Raw genomic sequence first — 18,532 nt, 5'->3', positions numbered from 1 at the left:
CAATAGATGGCTATGATAGTAACGATAAAAAAAGGAGTAGGTGTTTTGGGATGCCTGCTCTTATTTTCTTGTATGTCAAAAGAAGAAAAGACAACAGTAGAAACAGAAATTCCGAAACCTAAGCTGAAGGAATCTCTCATTGGGTATGTAAATCCTCTGATGGGAACGGATTCAGAATTTAGCCTGTCAAATGGAAATACCTATCCTGCCATTGCACGTCCCTGGGGTATGAATTTCTGGACGCCAATGACCGCCAAAATGGGAGATGGATGGACTTATAAGTACGATGATCATACCATACGAGGGATTAAACAAACGCATCAGCCCAGCCCATGGATTAATGATTATGCAGCCTTCTCACTGATGGGGGTTACAGGAAATTTGAAATATAAAGAAGATGAGCGTGCCTCCTGGTTCTCTCATAAGGCAGAGATTGTAAAACCTCATTACTATCAGGTATATCTGGCAGACTATGATATTAATATGGAGGTGAGTCCTACTGAACGAGCAGCTCATTTTAGAATGACGTTTCCGGAAGCAGATAGCTCCTATATAGTCTTAGATGCTTTTTTTAAAGGATCTAAAGTAACCATTATCCCCGAAGAACGAAAAATAATCGGGTATTGTAGGAATAATAATGGAGGGGTTCCCGATAATTTCCACAACTATTTTGTAGCAGAATTTGATAAAGATTTTGAAGTATATCATAGTTGGGGAGATCAATGGAAATTACAACGTAATATCAAAGAAAGTGAAGGAGAGCATGTAGGAGCAATTGTAGGATTTAAAACCAGAAAAGGAGAAGAAGTACATGTAAAAGTCGCTTCTTCCTTTATTAGCCCTGAACAAGCACAAATAACACTGGATAGAGAGATCGGAGAAGATGCATTTGAAACCACCAAAAAAAAGGCAAAAGAAGCCTGGGAACAGGAATTAGGAAGAATTCGGATAGAAGATGAATCAATTGATGACTTGAGAACCTTTTATTCATGCTTGTATAGAGTGTTGTTATTTCCCAGGAAGTTTTATGAATATGATGCGAATAATTCTATTCATCACTACAGTCCTTATAACGGAAAAGTACTTCCAGGTTATATGTTTACTGATAATGGTTTTTGGGATACGTTCAGAGCTGTATTTCCTTTTTTTAATCTGATATATCCTGATCTCAATAAAAATATAATGGAAGGATTGGCAAATACCTATAAGGAGTCTGGATGGTTACCAGAATGGGCAAGTCCAGGTCATAGGGATTGTATGATAGGATCCAATTCTGCACCGATTATTGCTGACGCGATGAGTAAAGGGGTTGAGATGAATGGAGAACTATTATTAGAGGCAATGCTTAAAAATGCTACCGTAGCAACAGGACGCCCTGTTAATTCTGTTGGAAGAGCCGGACTTACAGAATATAATGCTTTGGGGTATGTACCTTATGATGTTCGTATTCATGAAAATGTAGCGAGAACCTTAGAATATGCTTATGCTGATTTTGCCATTGCCAGCATGGCAGAACGGATGGGAAAACAACAGCTTGCAGCTACGTACTATCAGAAAGCCATGAACTATAAAAATGTATTTGATCCCGAAACCAGATGGATGCGGGGAAAAAATAAAAATGGAAGCTTTCAGAAACCCTTTAATCCACTGAAGTGGGGAGATGCATTTACAGAAGGGAATAGTTTACATTATACCTGGTCTGTGTTTCACGATGTACAGGGGTTAATTGATCTTATGGGAGGAAATGAAGCATTTGTGAATAGATTGGATGAAGTTTTTAGCATGCCTCCTGATTTTGATGCTTCATACTATGGGTTTACCATTCATGAAATCAGAGAAATGCAATTGGTTAATATGGGAAATTACGCACATGGAAATCAGCCCATCCAGCATATGATATATTTATATAATTATGCTGGAAAACCATATAAAACCCAGAAACAGATTAGAGAGGTATTGACAAAATTGTATGCAGCTACTCCTGATGGATATTGTGGAGATGAGGATAATGGACAGACATCAGCCTGGTATGTTTTTAGTGCTTTGGGATTCTATCCGGTAACTCCAGTGATCAATCAATATGTAATCGGTAGTCCTTTATTTGATAAAGTAACAATTCAATTGAGTAATGGTAATATGTTTAAAATCAGTAGTTCAGGAAATGATAAAGAAGCACCATATATACAAGAGGCTAGCCTGAATAAACTTCCGTATGCCAAGACATTTCTTTCTTATGATACGATTCAAAAAGGAGGAACACTTCATTTCCGTATGGGAACGACACCAAATAAAAACTGGGGAAATGCTCCTGATGCAGTCCCTTATTCATTAAGCAATCAATAAAACGAGTATGCAATCACTGTTTTGTCAATATCATTATCTAAGGAATCGCTTTATTCTTTCTATATTAACATTTGTAGGAGTGTTAGGAAATGCACAAGAAATAAGTAGGTATGTCAATCCTTTTATCGGAACGTCTAATTTTGGAGCGACAAATCCGGGAGCAGTAGCTCCGAGAGGAATGGTTAGTGTCTCTCCGTTTAATGTATCGGGAAAACAGAATACAATGGATAAAGATAGTCAGTGGTTATCGACGCCTTATGTAAAAGAAAATCACTTTTTGACCGGCTTCTCTCATGTAAACCTAAGTGGGGTAGGCTGTCCGGATTTAGGAGTGCTTATTGCGATGCCTACTACCGGTGTTGTAGAGACAGATCCCCTGAAATATGGAAGTACATACTCAGCAGAAGTTGCCCGTGCAGGATATTATAAAACTCATCTTGAAACTTCTGGGATTATGGTTGAAACAACAGCTACCCCCAGAGTAGGAATTAGCAGGTATACATTTCCTAAAGGAAAATCCAATGTACTTCTCAACCTGGGATTAGGATTAACCAATGAGCAGGGTGCCATGATTAAGGTGGTCTCTCCTACAGAAATAGAAGGTGTGCGTACTGTAGGATCATTTTGCTATTACAAGCCAGAAGAAACCTATCCTGTATATTTTGTAGCGCGTTTTGATAAACCTGCTCGTGAGTTTGGGATATGGAAACATACACAAAAATACAAGGGAGTAGAAGGACAATGGATGGGATATAATGGTAAAACCAGAACCTATAGGAACTATTACAAAGAAGTAGTAGGGGATAGTATAGGGACTTATTTTTCTTATGATTTTAAAGAAACAACCCAGTTACAATTGAGTATAGGAATTTCATACGTAAGTATAGAAAATGCCAGAGAAAATCTGGAAAAAGAGTTAGGCAAGAATACGTTTGAGTCGGTCTATTCAGAAACCAGAAAACAATGGGATAAGGTATTAGGAAGAATTGAAGTGAGTGGTGGAACAGAAGATGAAAAAACTATTTTTTACACCGCATTATATCATACACTCCTTCATCCGAATATACTCAATGATTACAATGGAGAATATCCGGCTATGGCAACACGAGAAACGAAACATACCACAGGAAATCGATTTACTGTTTTTTCTTTTTGGGATACCTATAGAAATTTACATGCACTGATGTCTTTGTTATATCCTAAACAACAATCGGATATGGTCAAAAGTATGTTGGCGATCTATAAGGAAAGTGGCTGGCTTCCCAAATGGGAACTCAATGCTACAGAAACCACGACTATGGTAGGAGACCCGGCAGGAATCGTAATTGCTGATACCTACCTGAGAGGAATTGATGATTTCGATATCGAAGTAGCTTATGAAGCCATGTGCAAAAGTGCAGATCAGATAACCGATAATCCATTACGCCCCGGTTTGGAAGATTATCTGCAAAAAGGGTATCTAACGACCAGTACTACCAGCAGTGGCTCGGTTTCCACCACTCAGGAATATAACATCAGTGATTTTGCAATTGCACAATTAGCTCAGAAACTACGGAAAAAAGAAGCCTATTCACGTTATACAAAACGAGCAGTATCTTATAGAAAGTTATTTGATAAAAAATTAAACTTGTTACGTCCTAAAAATGATGATGGAAGCTGGTATCATCCGTTTAATCCGGATACCGGAGCTAATTTTGTGAAGAATTTTGGATTTATAGAGGGGAATTCCTGGCAGTATACATTTATGGTTACCCATGACATTCCGCATTTGATCAAGATGATGGGAGGAAAAGAACCTTTTACGAAACAACTAAAAAAAGTATTTGATAATAAGCAATTTGATATGGCGAATGAACCAGATATAGCGTATCCTTTTTTATTTAATTATGTGAAGGGGAAAGAGCGACTTACTCAGGATATGGTTGATCAGTTGCGAACCACTTATTTTAAAAACAGCCCGGATGGGTTGCCGGGAAATGATGACACAGGCACCATGTCTGCCTGGTTGATTTATACAATGATGGGGATATACCCTGTTAGCCCGGCAGAACCTATATATACGATTAGCAGACCAGTTTTTGACCGTGTTACAATTCATTTAGATCCTGCATATTATGAAGAAAATACATTGATCATTAAGAAAGAAGGAAACCCCAAAGGATATATTAAACATCTAGAACTCGGAGGCAAAAAACACGAACGCTTTTTTATTACACATGATGAATTAACACGTACAGGATCCTTAACAATGTACCTGAAATAACTACAATAGTCAGGGATTTCCGTATCATGTGTAATGGTATTGAACACTAGGTGTTTATACGGATTTTTTAACATAAAAATGAAACAGGTATTTCTACTGTAGTTTATATGAATCATTTATAAGATCTTTGAACTATAATTAGAAAAGCTCTGGATATTGTAGCTACTATCCAACTTTTTTATTTATCATGGAGTACTCACCACCCACTACAGGGAATTAATTTATTTTATAATTATCAGATACTCTTCCTTGCTTGTTTTGCAGGCAGTTGAAGAATGTATACATATCAGGTAGTTATTAGATGCGCCCCAACCCAATTTAATCTAGATGAATTGGTGTAAAAAAGAATGATGTAATCAAAATAATAACAATGTGCTATAAATAAAATGTATTAAACATTTTGCTTATACCCTTAAAACCTTCATTTACTATTATGTTAACACAGTCAAAGTCAGGAAGTGACGCTGTCACTGCTACAGATACTTCGTACCCTGTAGCCACCATAACCAACAATTCCTCTTATGAAGTCGTTATATACGATGTGTATAATCCATCCAAAGGAGCTACTACTGTTCCATATGAATATACTAAATTAGAAACCATTGCTGTAGGAGCAACCAAAGAAGTACAAACTATCAGAGATGTATCCATGCTTCAGGCTATGTATACAGGAACGATAGAACAAATTAACGATTTTTATTGCTATCAATTTCCGATTAAGGTGATGTCGGTAATGCAATTTTCTTTTGGGGATCCCCCTCCGATAACATATTCAATCGAAAAAACAGATGAAGATGCGATGATTCAGTCATTTCTATTTCATCGTTTTGCAATGGCAAATCCGGACTCCTCTCTAACCAAAAACCTGTATGCTTCCTTAAAAGAAGGAAGTGTAGACAGTGTGAATGATTTTTTTGCAGGAACTAAGAATTTTACTTCTTGTACGCTGAGTTCATGGAATGCCATACAATCCTGGTTACAAATGTTTACTTCCGGATGGCAGGGACCTTATTTCTTATATGAAGAAGAGCCTGATCCGGCACCAAGTGATTATGTTCCTGTACTGATAGCTACGCTGGATATTACCTCTACCGCTACAGATAACACTGCGACCTTAAAGATGTGTAGTGAAGACTCCAAGGGAAATCCAGTATATGCAGATCCTCCAGAAACGACTACAATTATTATGAATGGAGATGGAACCATGGGAGATAGTAATCCAGGGCAGGATGTATCTGTTTCGCTGACGCCTGTATGGATGAATGTTATTCAAACAACGATGAAGGATGGAGTACCTACCTCTAATTATATTGTAGGACCAGTAGTAACGGGAACCATTGCAAACAAAAAAGTGGTTTCTACTCAGGTTGCTAGACAATTACCTAGTAAAAAATCAAGCGGAAGTGCGCAGCAGGAATCTTCTTTTGATGCTTCGTTTGGAAAAATATGTCAGGGAGTAGGCTTATTGGTAGGTCTATTGATGCTAGGAGATTTTGCTGCTAAAATTGGAAAATCAGCTAAAAATAAGTTGACTAAATCCAAAGAAAAAGCAGAGTCAAAAGAAGAATTTGAAGCACAGGAAAAAACCATTAATGAAACACCTGATGCAAAGGTTGTATCCGAAGCTACAGAACAGGAAGCTACGTTTTCTTCTGATGCTTCTAAAGTTTCTGACAGTTATGCTGATACCTCAGAAGCATTACAGGAAGATGTAATGATGCAGACAATGGAAGATACTTCTTCTTCTATTAGTAATGAAATTCGTGAGCAGGTAGAAGACGGATATACTCCTACAGAAGATTTCGAATCGGCAGTACAGGATTTAGAAACTTCCTTTAGTGATGCCAAAGCTAAAATAGAAAGTGGGGATTTCTCTGAAGCCAGTGCTGAATTGAGCACAGCCTCTAAAAACATTGATACCACCTTACAGGATAGTAGTGCAGAAATGCATGATTGGGAATCCCAATCTCTGCAGGAATCGTCAGATGCAGTAAAAGATGCAGCTTCTGCCTCAGAAGCATTAGATGAGGCACAGGATGCCCGGGAAAAAACACTGGAGAATGAAGCAGATGATTCCGGTTTTGATGCAGAAGATGAAAAATGGCCGGAAACAGATACAATTCCTGAAGAATTATAATATACTAACTTAAAACCTTACAAGAATGATTATTACATGGTACACAGACCCGTCAAAAGGAGCCTTTACAGAAGCAGGCGGAAAATATTCATCATATTATCAATATGATACAACGACTAAGAAATTTGCGAGAATCCGATTAGAATTAGGAAGAGGTGTCTCTGCTAGTGGAGATACAGGGAAAACCGGGGCATTTTTTAAAGAGAGAAGATATGTAGGTTTTGGTGATAAAGCAAAAGTAAAGACCTCTCAGAAAGAGAAGTGGAGTGTGAATGAAGATGGAGATCTTTGTTTTGATGGAACGCCGCTACAAAAAACTCCCGAGGATAACTTGAGAACATTTGATACCTCTTCTACAGTATTTAATGAAGATACTTTTATTCACAGAGGGAATGCAGTGACTTCCGATGCGCATTTTCCAGAAGGAATTGATGTAAAACACTTGAGCTTAATCGCTAATGATACCATCATTAATCAAAAAAGTATCAAATTGACAGAATCAAGCGCCAGTGGGAAAGAATTATCAGATGCTCTAAAGGAACGAGTGAGTAAAATTATTGATAAACCATTTGCTGATATAACAGATGATGATTTACTGGCGAAGTTAAAAGAGCAGGTTTCTACCATTAAAGAAGAGTCGATAAAATCGACAAAAGAATCTCTGAATGATTCCTTGAGTGAAGTAGATACACTGTTAGAGGATATCCAAAGTCAAATCACGGATAACGGGCTGGTTCCTGACGAAAAATTCGAAAATGCATTTAAAGAGCTTGGAGAACAAGTCAGTGCTGCAAAAACAGCAGCTTCTACCGGAGAGGGAATCCAAGATGCTATTAGCAAATTGTCTGAAGCAAAAACCACACTGAATGAAGCGGCTAAGGATTTAAGCGCGAAACATTTTGAAGCATTGGAAGAGCAAATGACCAATTCAGATGCAGCTATAAAAACAGCCTTATCAGATAGTCAGCAGTGGGAGGAAATTAGTGCGGAATACAGTGAAGCGGAATCCGCTACTTCCATAGAGGATTATGAAAAGAGTATTGGAAATAGTGAGGAAGTTGAAGCCGTAGAACTGAAGTAAATCCATGGAGTATGGCATATCCAAAACTTACAATACAGAATAATTTGTCAAAAAATATTGTAGTGTATGATGCATTTCAGGAAGATGCGAGTAATAAAGAACTCACTAACTATTTTGGAACACTGACGGATATAACGTCAGTGTCATCTGATAAGAGTGCGTCTTTTGAGCCAATTCACGGACCAATATCTACCTATATTATTTTTGATGAAACGTATACGCCTATTACACGAGTGTTTAGTATGGGAGATACGGAAGAGACCTTTACGGTGACCCAGGAGGAAGTCGATATTATGACAGCAACTCAGGCTTTTGTTACCTTATTAGAAAAGAAACCTGATGATACCTTATCAGTGAGTTTTCAGAAACTCATTAAAGGAGGAAAAGCAACAGCAGACGAGGTCAATACTTTTTTTAAAAATACTACTGAATATAAGAGTTGTACCTTTATCTCATATATGCTGGCCGTGGTAGCTTTGGCACGAACACCCAAGACTAAGGATAAACCACCACAGGAACAGGCGTACAGTTTGAGCACCTTGTGTACCTATATGGGGTTTGACTGGCCATCAGAATTACCGGATATAACCATCTCAGATTTTAGCTGTACCGATAATGGAGAAGCCATTCTCATAGGAGGGGTATTGACCATTACGGATGTTACCTTTGCAGATGGGGTTCTCGATAGAATTACTACATTCTTGCCAAGTACCAAAGTTACCTTTGGCGTAGAATTTATTTATAAGGCAGGGTTATCCGTTGGGGTAACCTGTCTTACATTCGGTTTTGAATCGATTAAGATTCCAATAGAAGATAACAAGACCTTTGATATTGATAAACCTACCGTATTATTAACACTTAATCCACTGTTTAAGTTTGTCGTATTCGAAATCAAAGCAGATATTCCGTTTACTTTGTTTAACAGCCCGACCATTGATGCAGAGATTGCAATGACTATTGATAACATCGAAGCAGAAATAGGTGTAGAACTTTCGGGAAACAAAAGTACGTTGTTAACACCTCCGGGAATTAAAGGATTGCACTTCGATTCTTTTGGAGTGGGATTAGGTTTGTTTTTCGAACCTCCGGGATTTGCTATTGGAGTGGATGGAAGCTTCCATATTGGAGAAGACAAACAAGTGAGTTTAAACGATGATCAGTTTGCTATTGTTTGTCAGATGGAAGAGGAAATTCCGAATCCATTATACCTTTCCTTTTATGTTCCTACCTTGAGTTTGGAAGAAGTAATTGCCATATTCACAGATACTAAGGTGCCAATCGATTTTCCGATATCCTTTAGTGACCTATCGTTTAGGTGGGCAGAAAACCCAATGGAACCGGTAGTGCTTCCAGATGGTTCTTTAGCTCCTATGGGATATGGTTTTAGTGGTTATATGGACTTATTCGGGTTAGGGTTCTATGGCTATCTGAATATCGATATGAATACGGGAATATCAGGAGATATCACGATGGACCCTTTTTCTCTGGGTTCAATTTTCAGGCTATCAGGTGATGGAAAAGAAGTTAGTATTAAAGTAGATGCCAGTGGAACTCCCATTCCTAATAATGCGATTCCAAAAACAGCTGCAGAGAAAAAAGTAATCGATGCTGCCACTGATAAAACGATCATCAAAGCGGGAGGTCCTGAAATGACGTTGAGTACCTCGTCTTCTCCTTATTTTACTTTAGATGCTAAGGTGAGTTTACTGGAGGTTATAAGCGAAGAAATTGATGCGACTATTTCCAAAGAAGGAATTCATTTCGAGTTGGATTATGGGACCATATTACAATCAAAGATGAGTTGTACCTTACAGGACTACCATAACTTTTCGGGCAGCTGTAGCTATGGAATAGATTTGCGAATCCCACTGCCAACAATTGCAGGCTTTGATTTGGGGTCTATACACCTGGATACGGGCTGTAGTTTGTCATTATCGATTACAACCAGTACTTCGGATATAGTGTTTAAGGTACAGGGAGCTTTTACTTTTGAAGGATTAGATCTTTCCTTTGGTCCGTTTGAACTGGATGTTGATATCAGCAGTATTTCTGCAGTCATAAAAGAAGTGGAGAAGTATATATTACGGAATGTGTCTTCTATTTTTGAAGCGATTATCAAGGATGCTTCTAAGTGGGCAGGCTATGTAGAAAAAGCCATTGTAAGTGGAGTAGAAGATGTAGCAGAGGGATTAAAAACCGCTTTTGACAAGTCAGCGACTGAGGTAGCATCAATTATGCATGGAGCTGGATATGGGGTGGATATGATCGCCTCTGGTTTAAAAACCGCTTTTTCTGCACCAGCAGATGTGATTGCCAGTGCTCTTAAGGATGGATTTGGAGCATCAGATACAGTAGTAACTGACTCACTGAAATATGTTGGGTTTGGCGCAGAAGAAACCGCCAAGGCACTAAATACTGTTTTTGGATTAGCACCTGATGCCGTATATACTATTCTCAAGGGAGCAGGATATGCAGAAAGCGCTATTAAAGATGCATTTGAATCTATTGGAGGTGCTTTTGCTGATGCAGCAAAGAGTATATGGCATGCCGTGTCCCATTGGGATCACTGGAGTTAGCCCTGGTACTATTCAGGCAAGACACTTCTTGCCTGAATAGTCTATGATATTATCATCCTGCTTCATTACCTATTTTATATATAAAACGAATACAATATGTCGCTAGAACTAAGCAATCCACTTCAATTATTATCGACAATATCTCAACGACAAAAATGTCATGCGGTGGAATGGTCTATAAAAATAACACATAATACTGTCAAACCACGGTATAAACCTACCTTGTATATTTATCCTGATGAACAACAACCTGCTTATAGATCCCTGACGCAGTTATTACATACTATAAAAACTCCAAGAACGGTACTTGATATTCATGATGATAGCAGATTTACAGCTATGTACCAGGGACTTCGGTTACCTGTTGCGGCTTCTGAGGATAACTGTTTGTTTATACACGATTCAGAAACCCAATTTATACATTCATATCGATGGAGAGAAGAGAAGTCGTTTCAGCAACAACGCTATATGTACTCTAATCGTCTGCCGGTAACGGCTGTAAGAGATCATATCCATCCGGATTTGCATTCCATATTTGATTCGTTATTATTACAGGATGGGTTTAAAGACCAATTAGGTATTTGGTGTCAGAAGAAAGGAGATATAACACATGAGGTATACCTTACTTTCCCAAGTCGCCCGAAAATTGATTGGGTAATTGCAGGGATATCTCCTTTGCTGACTGCCTCAGGGGTACAGCAATTGCAGTCTTATAAAGGATTACGCTTTAAGAATATTGGATTTGATGCAGTTACAGAGACAAGAGCGCCTGCAGTTACTATGTATTTTACAATACCAGTGTCGGATTACTTTCCTACAGATTATAAGGATTTAATGAAGAGGACTTTCCTGTTTTTCAGAGAAGAAGCGGAATCGATACTACCTGAGCATATAAGGAAAGTATCTGTATAAATGATTTATATGGTTTTTTTTAGCTTTTTCATCCTTTTTGGACCATACCATAGCCAAAAACCAGTAATACAGAAGACTAAGAGAGAACCTCCCATAATCGTAGCATATACTCTTTTTAGAATACCATTATCAGTTCCGATCCAATGATCGAGAATAGATCCGTCGTGTATATCTTCCAAGAGATCTGCATACCGTTTTTCGATATGGAGTACGGCGCCGGTAGCTCCGTCAATCTGTATTCCATAGTAATTAGAGAACACAAACTTAACGATACCCTTATGTATTCTAACATCAATACGTTTTAATGTAGAAGAGGGATTATACAATCCTGTTTTTTTCATGGTATTGTAGGCATAGTGTTGTAAGGTCTCCATAGGAAGCCATTCTTTAAAATCCGTAGAGGTTCCGGTATACGTATCGGATAGGATAAGACCATTGCTATGTTTTTTCCAGGCGAGAAGGATACCTGATATCGAAATACATAAGAAAAAAATAAAAAGAAAAAGCCCTGTGATGCGGTGTACTTTTCTAAAAAACCTTAATACCTTGGCATGTCTTTTTCTCCTTAACTGCTCCGTCATAAATTACGTCATTTTCATTTCTAAAAGCCCCCTTTTGAGATAAGAGGCTATTTCAGGCTACAATTTTATTAGAAATTATCGGAATCAATACAGCTTTAACTCTTTTTTAGCGTTAATTCAATTTTGCCTAGGATTTTATTAAGAAAGCATCCGGTTATTTTGCAGTCCGAAGTCCTTTAGCTTTTAAGAGAAGTTATTAGTCGAAAAAATTTATGATCCTTTCCTAATAATAAGAACTTATAAAGGTTAAAATCAGGACCTGTTAATTTAACAATAACTAATAATAATTAAATAATAGTAAGTATGTTTAAAAACCTATCCATCTTTCTATTATGTATTTTGGGGCTGTATAGTAGTATAGGCTATTCACAGACAAACATAATAGAGGGAAAAGTAAAAGATGTTACAGGAGTGCCCTTACCTGGAGTAAACATTGTTTTGAAAGGAACTACCACCGGAGCACTATCAGATTTTGATGGTAAGTATTCTATAGGAGCACCAGGAGACGGCACACTGGTCTTTTCTATGATGGGGTTTGCTACCAAAGAAATTGATGTTAATGGAAGAAGTACAGTCAATGTTGTTTTGCAAGAAGATGTGGAGAGTTTAGAAGAAGTGGTTGTTACTGCTTTAGGGATAAAAAAATCAACAAAAGCATTGGGGTATTCTCTTACCGAAGTAGGAGGAGAAGAAGTTTCGGCAATTAAGCAAACCAATGCCATTAATTCGTTGCAGGGTAAAGTAGCGGGGGTTAATATCACACAAAATGCTACAGGAGCAGCGGGTTCCAGTAGGGTAGTGATTCGTGGTTCCAGTTCATTGACACAGGAGAATCAACCTCTGTACGTCGTTGATGGAATTCCAATTAGTAATGATAATAATGGATCTGCCGGTGAGTGGGGAGGAACCGATGGGGGAGATGGAATTTCCAGTATTAATCCCGATGATATAGCATCCATTAGTGTACTAAAGGGAGGAGCAGCTTCTGCCTTATATGGATCAAGAGCAGCTAATGGGGTGATCATATTGACCACGAAGAAAGGAAAAGAACAAAAAGGATTGGGAGTTACATTGAGTAGCGCTGTTACTTTTGATAGAGTAGATACTTCTTTGCAGGATCTTCAAACGACCTATGGACAGGGAAGAAGAGGAGAAAAGCCAGGTAATCAGGAAGAAGCATTAGAAATAGGTTTTTCATCCTGGGGATCCAGACTAGATGGTACAGCTGTACCTCAATGGGATGGAGTAGCTCGTCCGTATTCTTATATAGGGAATAATCTGGATCATTTTTATAGAACAGGAACAACCTTTATTAATACGGTTGCACTGGCAAATGCTTCAGAAACGCTTAATTATCGATTTTCAGCTTCTGATTTATCCAATGAAGATGTGATGCCGAATGCAGGATTAAACAGAAAGACATTTTCTCTAAATGTAGGATCTGTAATGGCGAAGAAGTTAACGACAAATGTGAACGTAAAATATATAAGGGAAAGTGTTACGAATCGTCCCAGATTATCTGATGCCCCTGGAAATGCCAATTATACTTTGATGAACCTGTCACCTAATGTGGATGTTCGCTTGATGAATCCAGGAGTGAATAGTGATCTGACAGAACGACAAATAACACAGAATGTATATACACAAAACCCATATTTTTCGGCATATCATTTTAGAAATGAAGATGTCAAAAATAGAATTATAGCTTCTTCTTCGATTCGTTATGATATTACAGATTGGTTATACACTTTAGCACGTGTGGGAGTTGATCATTATACGATTAAAAAAACAGAGGTAGAGCCCTGGGGAACGGCTTATAAGCCACTGGGAGGAATGACGGAAAGAGAAATCAGGTATAGTCAGATTGATAGTGATTTAATGCTTGGAGTAGACAAAACATTCGGAGAAAAAATAAATCTGGTAAGTTTTGCCGGGATAAACAGTAACCAGATAGAACGAGAAGATTTAAGCTTATCAGGAAATGATTTTATTGTTCCCGGTTTGGAAGATATCGGAAATACGAATAATCAATCCAGAAACAGAACCTACAATAAGAGAAAAATAGGATCTGTTTACGGTTCGGTGGAACTATCATATGATAATTTGGCATTCCTTACTTTTACGGGAAGAAATGATTGGTTCTCTACCTTGTCCTTTCCAGGAAAAACAACGCCTAATAATGATTTTTACTCTTCGGTGAGTGGAAGTGTTATTTTATCAGATTTGTTTCCTCTACCTGAAACAGTAAACTTTTTAAAACTTAGAGGAGGATATTCTCAGGTAGCAGGAGGTGCGAGTGATGCATATCAATTAGCACTTACTTATGAAATTTTTGGACAAGGACACTTGGGGCAACCTCTGGGAAAAATTACAAATGGAACGGTTCCTAATTTTGGATTGGTTCCTTTTAGCAAAACAGAAACAGAGGTAGGGCTTGATGCACGTTTATTTAATAACCGTTTATCCTTTGATGTAGCTTATTATAAAAACAATACAACTAATGATATTGTCTTTGTTTCTACGTCGGTCTTTTCTGGGTATGATCGGGCAATTGCCAATATTGGAGAAATAGAAAATAAAGGAATAGAGTTTTTAGTATCAGGAACTCCTGTAAAAACCAATAACTTCTTATGGAAAACAGCAGTCAATGGAGCGCATAATAAAGGAATCGTTTTGGCTACAAATGAAGTTGATGGAGAAATTAGCCTGGGACAGCCTCGTTCACAGAATGTAGAAATCAAACAAGTAGTAGGACAGCCGCAAGGCGTTATAGTAGGTGTTTCTTATGAGCGGGATGAACAAGGTGCTATTATCTATGATATCGATAGTGATGGGGTTCCCTTAGCCCGTGAGGGAGAACGAAAAATATTAGGAGAAGGAGTACCCCCGCTGACATTAGGTTGGAGTAATACAATTAACTATAAAGATTTTTCCTTAAGTTTTTTAATAGATGGGAAATTTGGGGGACAGATCTTCTCGGGAACCAATACCGTTACCTACACAAATGGATTACATAAAACAACCCTTGAAGGAAGAGAAAATGGTCTGTCCGTATCGGGAATTGATGGGGCTACAGGAGCTCCTTTTACAAGGACGGTATCTCCTGAGTTTTTAGGCAGGTATTATAGTAGAGTCGGTAGAATAGCAGAACAATTTGTAGAAGATGCAGACTTTATCAAATTCAGGCAAGTAAGTTTAAGCTATTCATTACCTAATAGATACCTGGAAAAGACCTTTATAAACAAGGTGAATGTATCTTTTATTGCGTCTAATTTATTTTACCTGATGCGAAGTGTTGATAACATCGATCCGGAAGCAGCTTATAATGTAGGGAATGCTCAAGGGTTAGAATATTTTGGAGTACCTAGTACCAGAAGTTATGGAATGAGTTTACAAGTTACCTTCTAAAAAGAGAGATAATCATGAAAAAATCAATATATATATTCATTGCAATCCTGACATGTTGGGGGTGTGATAAAGGTTTTGAAGAGTTAAATGTAGATCCTACAAAACCGGATCAGATAAGTGTAGTCAATAAACTTACTTCAGTACAGTTATTTACTTCTGGAGAGCGTTATGAAAACTGGAGAGCCAATCTTATTTATTGTTCTACGATGATGCAGCATTTTGCCACTACAGCAGGGTATTGGTCTGGAGATAAATATACCTGGAATAGAGGATATGCTTCTTCATTAATTGATCGTTACTACGGAAATGCGGTAAAGACGCTGGAGGACATGATGGTACAACTTGATACGGAAGAAAAACCTGCAGAAATGAAGGCTATTACTCGAATTATGAGAGTTTTTGTCTATCATAGGTTGACAGATTTATACGGAGATATTCCCTATAGTGAAGCAGGAAAAGCTGTGATTGATGGAGTTCTGAAGCCTAAATATGACAGACAGGCTGATATTTATGCTGATTTATTGAAAGAATTAGAAGAGTCAGTAGCGGATCTGGGATCGGGAACTTCTGAGTTTGGGGATGCGGATTTAATGTATAAAGGAGATCTGGCAACATGGAAACGTTTCGGAAATTCCTTAATGTTGCGACTTGGATTCCGAATGATTAAAGTAGATCCCAGTGGGGCTCAGCAATGGGTGACAAAAGCAATACAAGGAGGAGTTATGGAATCTAATGCAGATATTGCATATATAGCACATACAACCGGACCGGAAGGAATTAATAAAAATGGGTTGGGAGAGGTGTTTACTGCTGATGGAAATATGAGAATGAGCAAAACATTTGTAGATTTTCTTACGGGAGATCCGCGTTTGAAAATATTAGGAGCCCTGCCGGAGAAAACCGGACAAAAAGATGGAGAAGGAAATGATATTTTGAGAACTTATGAAGAACGTATAGATGCGGCAACCCAAAAAGGACTTCCTAATGGATTGGATGCAGGCTTACTGGAAGATGCTACAGGAGAGACTGATACCTTTGCATATACAGAGCCGAATAGAACTATTATTACCGGAGAGGATGCACCTATGTTCTTTCAGACCTATGCAGAAGTTAAATTCTTATTAGCAGAAGCAGCTGTACGCTGGGGATTAGCCGGGGGAGATGCGAAGGTACATTATGAAGAAGGTGTTGCTGCGGCTATGAAAATGCTTTCCCTTTATGGAGAAAATGCTGTGATTAATGATACAGCGATAGAAGAGTATATTACTGCGAATCCTTTTGATGCATCCAATGCTCTGGAACAGATTAATACCCAGTATTGGGCAGCTACTTTCCTTAATGAATATGAAGCATTTGCAAATTGGAGACGAACCGGGTTTCCTGTATTAACTCCAGTAAACTACCCAGGAAATGAAACAAATGGAACTATTCCCAGAAGGTTGACCTATTCTACCAGTGAGCAAAGTAATAATGAAGAAAATTACAATGCTGCTATACAGGCACAAGGGCCAGATATATTGACAACCCGAGTATGGTGGGATAAAGAATAAATAATAATATCATTTGTTTGATTTCTTATGGATTGAGGGAAATAAACAATTTTTATTATTTGAAAAAGGAGCCTGTTACAGGCTCCTTTTAGTTTATGGTATTAGAGATATATAATTTTCTGCTTAATATTTTTTGTACTTTACTTGTGAAAACTATTCTTTTTCTGGGGATTGTGTTTTAAAAACAATACTGATAAGGATAAAGGAGGTAAGGCAACCTACAATAAATAGATCTCCTATAACAGAATAGATGGTAGTTACTCCTTTAGTTGGTAATTGAGTAATTAGAATTTTTCCTTTATCCTGAAAATAATCCATTTCACTAATTGTTTTTCCGGTATAGTCAAAACCGGCAGATAATCCATTACTGGTTTGACGAATTAGGTTAAATCCTTGTTCAATTGCTCTGAATTTGGCCATTTTTGTATGGATTGGATCTATAGCCTTCCAATCATTACTAGGTGCTAATAAAATATCTGATCCTTTTGCTTGTTTCAAGAAGTGAGGAAAGTCCATATCAAAGCAGATGGCAGCTCCGATAGTACCATAAGGGGTTTCTGTTTTCTGAATCCCTACTTGTTTATTATTGCTTATGGATGCTTCGAATCCTGGAACAGGAATTCCTTTCCAATAATCTATCGCTTTATGTCCGTTGGGAGTAAATAATACAAACTTGTTTTCATAAGGTTTGCTTTCGTGTTGATCAATGACTCCTATAGCAATTCCTAAGTAGATGTCCTGTTTCTTAGCGATTTCACTGGCCGTTACGTATAGGGATAGTTCATCTTCCTTGAGTACTAGACCATTCCCTTCTGACCAAAATACAATTTTTGCTCCTGCTTTTGCTTCCTGTATACTTCTTTCAAATAGATTCGAAAGTAATGCCGAAGATTGCTTTTTAAATTTTTCTTTTCCTCCTTCTATTGCTAACCCAAATAAATCATTGTCGTAAATAGCATATTCTTTTAGCAGTGATATCGATGCTATTCGTACAGTATCTGAATCTGCTTTTTGAAATAAAATGCGGTAGCTTCCAAAGAGTGTGGTTATCATAAAAACAATTCCAAAGGTCAGGATACTTTTCTTAATAGCTTTTGAATTAAAATGTTGTAGATAAATCCAATTACATATAGAAGCAAACCAACCGATAAGAAAGGTGATATAACTTAACCCGAATACGGCGATCGATTGTATTAGTATTGATTGAGATTCTTGTGTATATGCAATATGCCCCCAACTACCATATGGATAGTATTTGTGATATACATAACTAATTACTACCGAAGCAATAGGGAATATGAGAGTATGAATAAATTTATTTCGATGGTTGGAAAATAAGATATCGACTAGAAATGGCAAAGCAGAGAAAAGGGCTGGTATGGCCATGCTTATTATATGGAAATGCAATGGAATGGGAAATACATTGTAGAACTGGAAAGAGAAGGTAGCTGTCAGAAATAACCAAGAAAAAAGGAAACTGCGAACCGGAGAAAACCGACGGCTGGCAAATAGCAACATGGTCGTTGAAATCCATGGAGCAAAAAACAATGCAAACCTTCCGTTTGCGAATAGAGAAATTAGAACTAATAGAGATAAGAAAATTAATTTGAAACGATGCTCTTTCTTCATTTTTTATATTTTTTTGATTGCTACAAAAATAATTTCAGAAAGTGGTTGATCC

At 37.7% G+C, this 18,532-nt stretch carries 10 protein-coding genes; 8 read left to right on the top strand and 2 right to left on the bottom strand.

Annotated elements, in window-relative coordinates; all coding sequences use genetic code 11:
• The first annotated feature begins 6 nt into the window (after positions 1 to 6).
• From ACFSTE_RS18580 to ACFSTE_RS18555, 6 genes are all read left to right on the top strand, one after another.
• Positions 7 to 2,343, top strand: coding sequence for a GH92 family glycosyl hydrolase (locus ACFSTE_RS18580; protein WP_378254998.1), 2,337 nt, complete (start codon positions 7 to 9; stop codon positions 2,341 to 2,343).
• Positions 2,344 to 2,350: 7 nt separating this feature from the next.
• Entirely contained in the window at positions 2,351 to 4,606 is a 2,256-nt protein-coding gene (locus tag ACFSTE_RS18575; RefSeq protein WP_378254996.1) for a GH92 family glycosyl hydrolase, read from the top strand.
• Between the two features lie 433 nt (positions 4,607 to 5,039).
• Positions 5,040 to 6,743, top strand: a complete 1,704-nt coding sequence (locus tag ACFSTE_RS18570; protein ID WP_378254994.1) for a hypothetical protein — start codon at positions 5,040 to 5,042, stop codon at positions 6,741 to 6,743.
• Positions 6,744 to 6,768: 25 nt separating this feature from the next.
• Positions 6,769 to 7,824 carry a hypothetical protein gene (locus ACFSTE_RS18565; RefSeq protein ID WP_378254992.1) on the top strand — a complete coding sequence of 352 codons (1,056 nt, stop codon included), beginning with the start codon at positions 6,769 to 6,771 and terminating at the stop codon, positions 7,822 to 7,824.
• An 11-nt stretch (positions 7,825 to 7,835) separates the two neighbouring features.
• On the top strand, positions 7,836 to 10,400 hold the full coding sequence (locus ACFSTE_RS18560; RefSeq protein ID WP_378254990.1) for a hypothetical protein: 2,565 nt from the start codon (positions 7,836 to 7,838) through the stop codon (positions 10,398 to 10,400).
• A gap of 96 nt (positions 10,401 to 10,496) precedes the next feature.
• Positions 10,497 to 11,312: a hypothetical protein gene (locus ACFSTE_RS18555; RefSeq protein ID WP_378254988.1), complete on the top strand. Its 816-nt coding sequence runs from the start codon at positions 10,497 to 10,499 to the stop codon at positions 11,310 to 11,312.
• Between the two features lie 5 nt (positions 11,313 to 11,317).
• Here the strand turns inward: ACFSTE_RS18555 and ACFSTE_RS18550 are convergent, their stop codons facing one another.
• The gene (locus ACFSTE_RS18550) at positions 11,318 to 11,893 is read right to left on the bottom strand and encodes a PepSY domain-containing protein (protein ID WP_378254986.1); all 576 of its coding nucleotides are present in this window, start codon (positions 11,891 to 11,893) and stop codon (positions 11,318 to 11,320) included.
• Positions 11,894 to 12,196: 303 nt separating this feature from the next.
• On the opposite strand from ACFSTE_RS18550, the gene ACFSTE_RS18545 reads away from it, so the two are divergent.
• Together ACFSTE_RS18545 and ACFSTE_RS18540 are read left to right on the top strand one after the other, a co-directional pair.
• On the top strand, positions 12,197 to 15,301 hold the full coding sequence (locus ACFSTE_RS18545) for a SusC/RagA family TonB-linked outer membrane protein (RefSeq protein WP_378254984.1): 3,105 nt from the start codon (positions 12,197 to 12,199) through the stop codon (positions 15,299 to 15,301).
• Positions 15,302 to 15,315: 14 nt separating this feature from the next.
• Positions 15,316 to 16,851, top strand: coding sequence for a SusD/RagB family nutrient-binding outer membrane lipoprotein (locus tag ACFSTE_RS18540; RefSeq protein WP_378254982.1), 1,536 nt, complete (start codon positions 15,316 to 15,318; stop codon positions 16,849 to 16,851).
• Positions 16,852 to 17,004: 153 nt separating this feature from the next.
• Here the strand turns inward: ACFSTE_RS18540 and ACFSTE_RS18535 are convergent, their stop codons facing one another.
• Positions 17,005 to 18,480 (bottom strand): nitrilase-related carbon-nitrogen hydrolase, encoded by a 1,476-nt coding sequence (locus tag ACFSTE_RS18535; RefSeq protein ID WP_176030173.1) that lies wholly within the window; start codon positions 18,478 to 18,480, stop codon positions 17,005 to 17,007.
• Positions 18,481 to 18,532: the final 52 nt, after the last annotated feature.

The organism is Aquimarina hainanensis (assembly GCF_042684685.1).
Taxonomy (GTDB): domain Bacteria; phylum Bacteroidota; class Bacteroidia; order Flavobacteriales; family Flavobacteriaceae; genus Aquimarina; species Aquimarina hainanensis.
This window is presented reverse-complemented; position numbering and strand designations above follow the sequence as displayed.

What these genes read in the sequence shown, in the direction of transcription:
- ACFSTE_RS18550 (WP_378254986.1), bottom strand. Translation starts at nt 11,893, where the DNA reads ATGACGGAGCAGTTAAGGAGAAAAAGACATGCCAAGGTATTAAGGTTT.
- ACFSTE_RS18545 (WP_378254984.1), top strand. Translation starts at nt 12,197, where the DNA reads ATGTTTAAAAACCTATCCATCTTTCTATTATGTATTTTGGGGCTGTAT.
- ACFSTE_RS18555 (WP_378254988.1), top strand. Translation starts at nt 10,497, where the DNA reads ATGTCGCTAGAACTAAGCAATCCACTTCAATTATTATCGACAATATCT.
- ACFSTE_RS18560 (WP_378254990.1), top strand. Translation starts at nt 7,836, where the DNA reads ATGGCATATCCAAAACTTACAATACAGAATAATTTGTCAAAAAATATT.
- ACFSTE_RS18535 (WP_176030173.1), bottom strand. Translation starts at nt 18,480, where the DNA reads ATGAAGAAAGAGCATCGTTTCAAATTAATTTTCTTATCTCTATTAGTT.
- ACFSTE_RS18570 (WP_378254994.1), top strand. Translation starts at nt 5,040, where the DNA reads ATGTTAACACAGTCAAAGTCAGGAAGTGACGCTGTCACTGCTACAGAT.
- ACFSTE_RS18565 (WP_378254992.1), top strand. Translation starts at nt 6,769, where the DNA reads ATGATTATTACATGGTACACAGACCCGTCAAAAGGAGCCTTTACAGAA.
- ACFSTE_RS18575 (WP_378254996.1), top strand. Translation starts at nt 2,351, where the DNA reads ATGCAATCACTGTTTTGTCAATATCATTATCTAAGGAATCGCTTTATT.
- ACFSTE_RS18580 (WP_378254998.1), top strand. Translation starts at nt 7, where the DNA reads ATGGCTATGATAGTAACGATAAAAAAAGGAGTAGGTGTTTTGGGATGC.
- ACFSTE_RS18540 (WP_378254982.1), top strand. Translation starts at nt 15,316, where the DNA reads ATGAAAAAATCAATATATATATTCATTGCAATCCTGACATGTTGGGGG.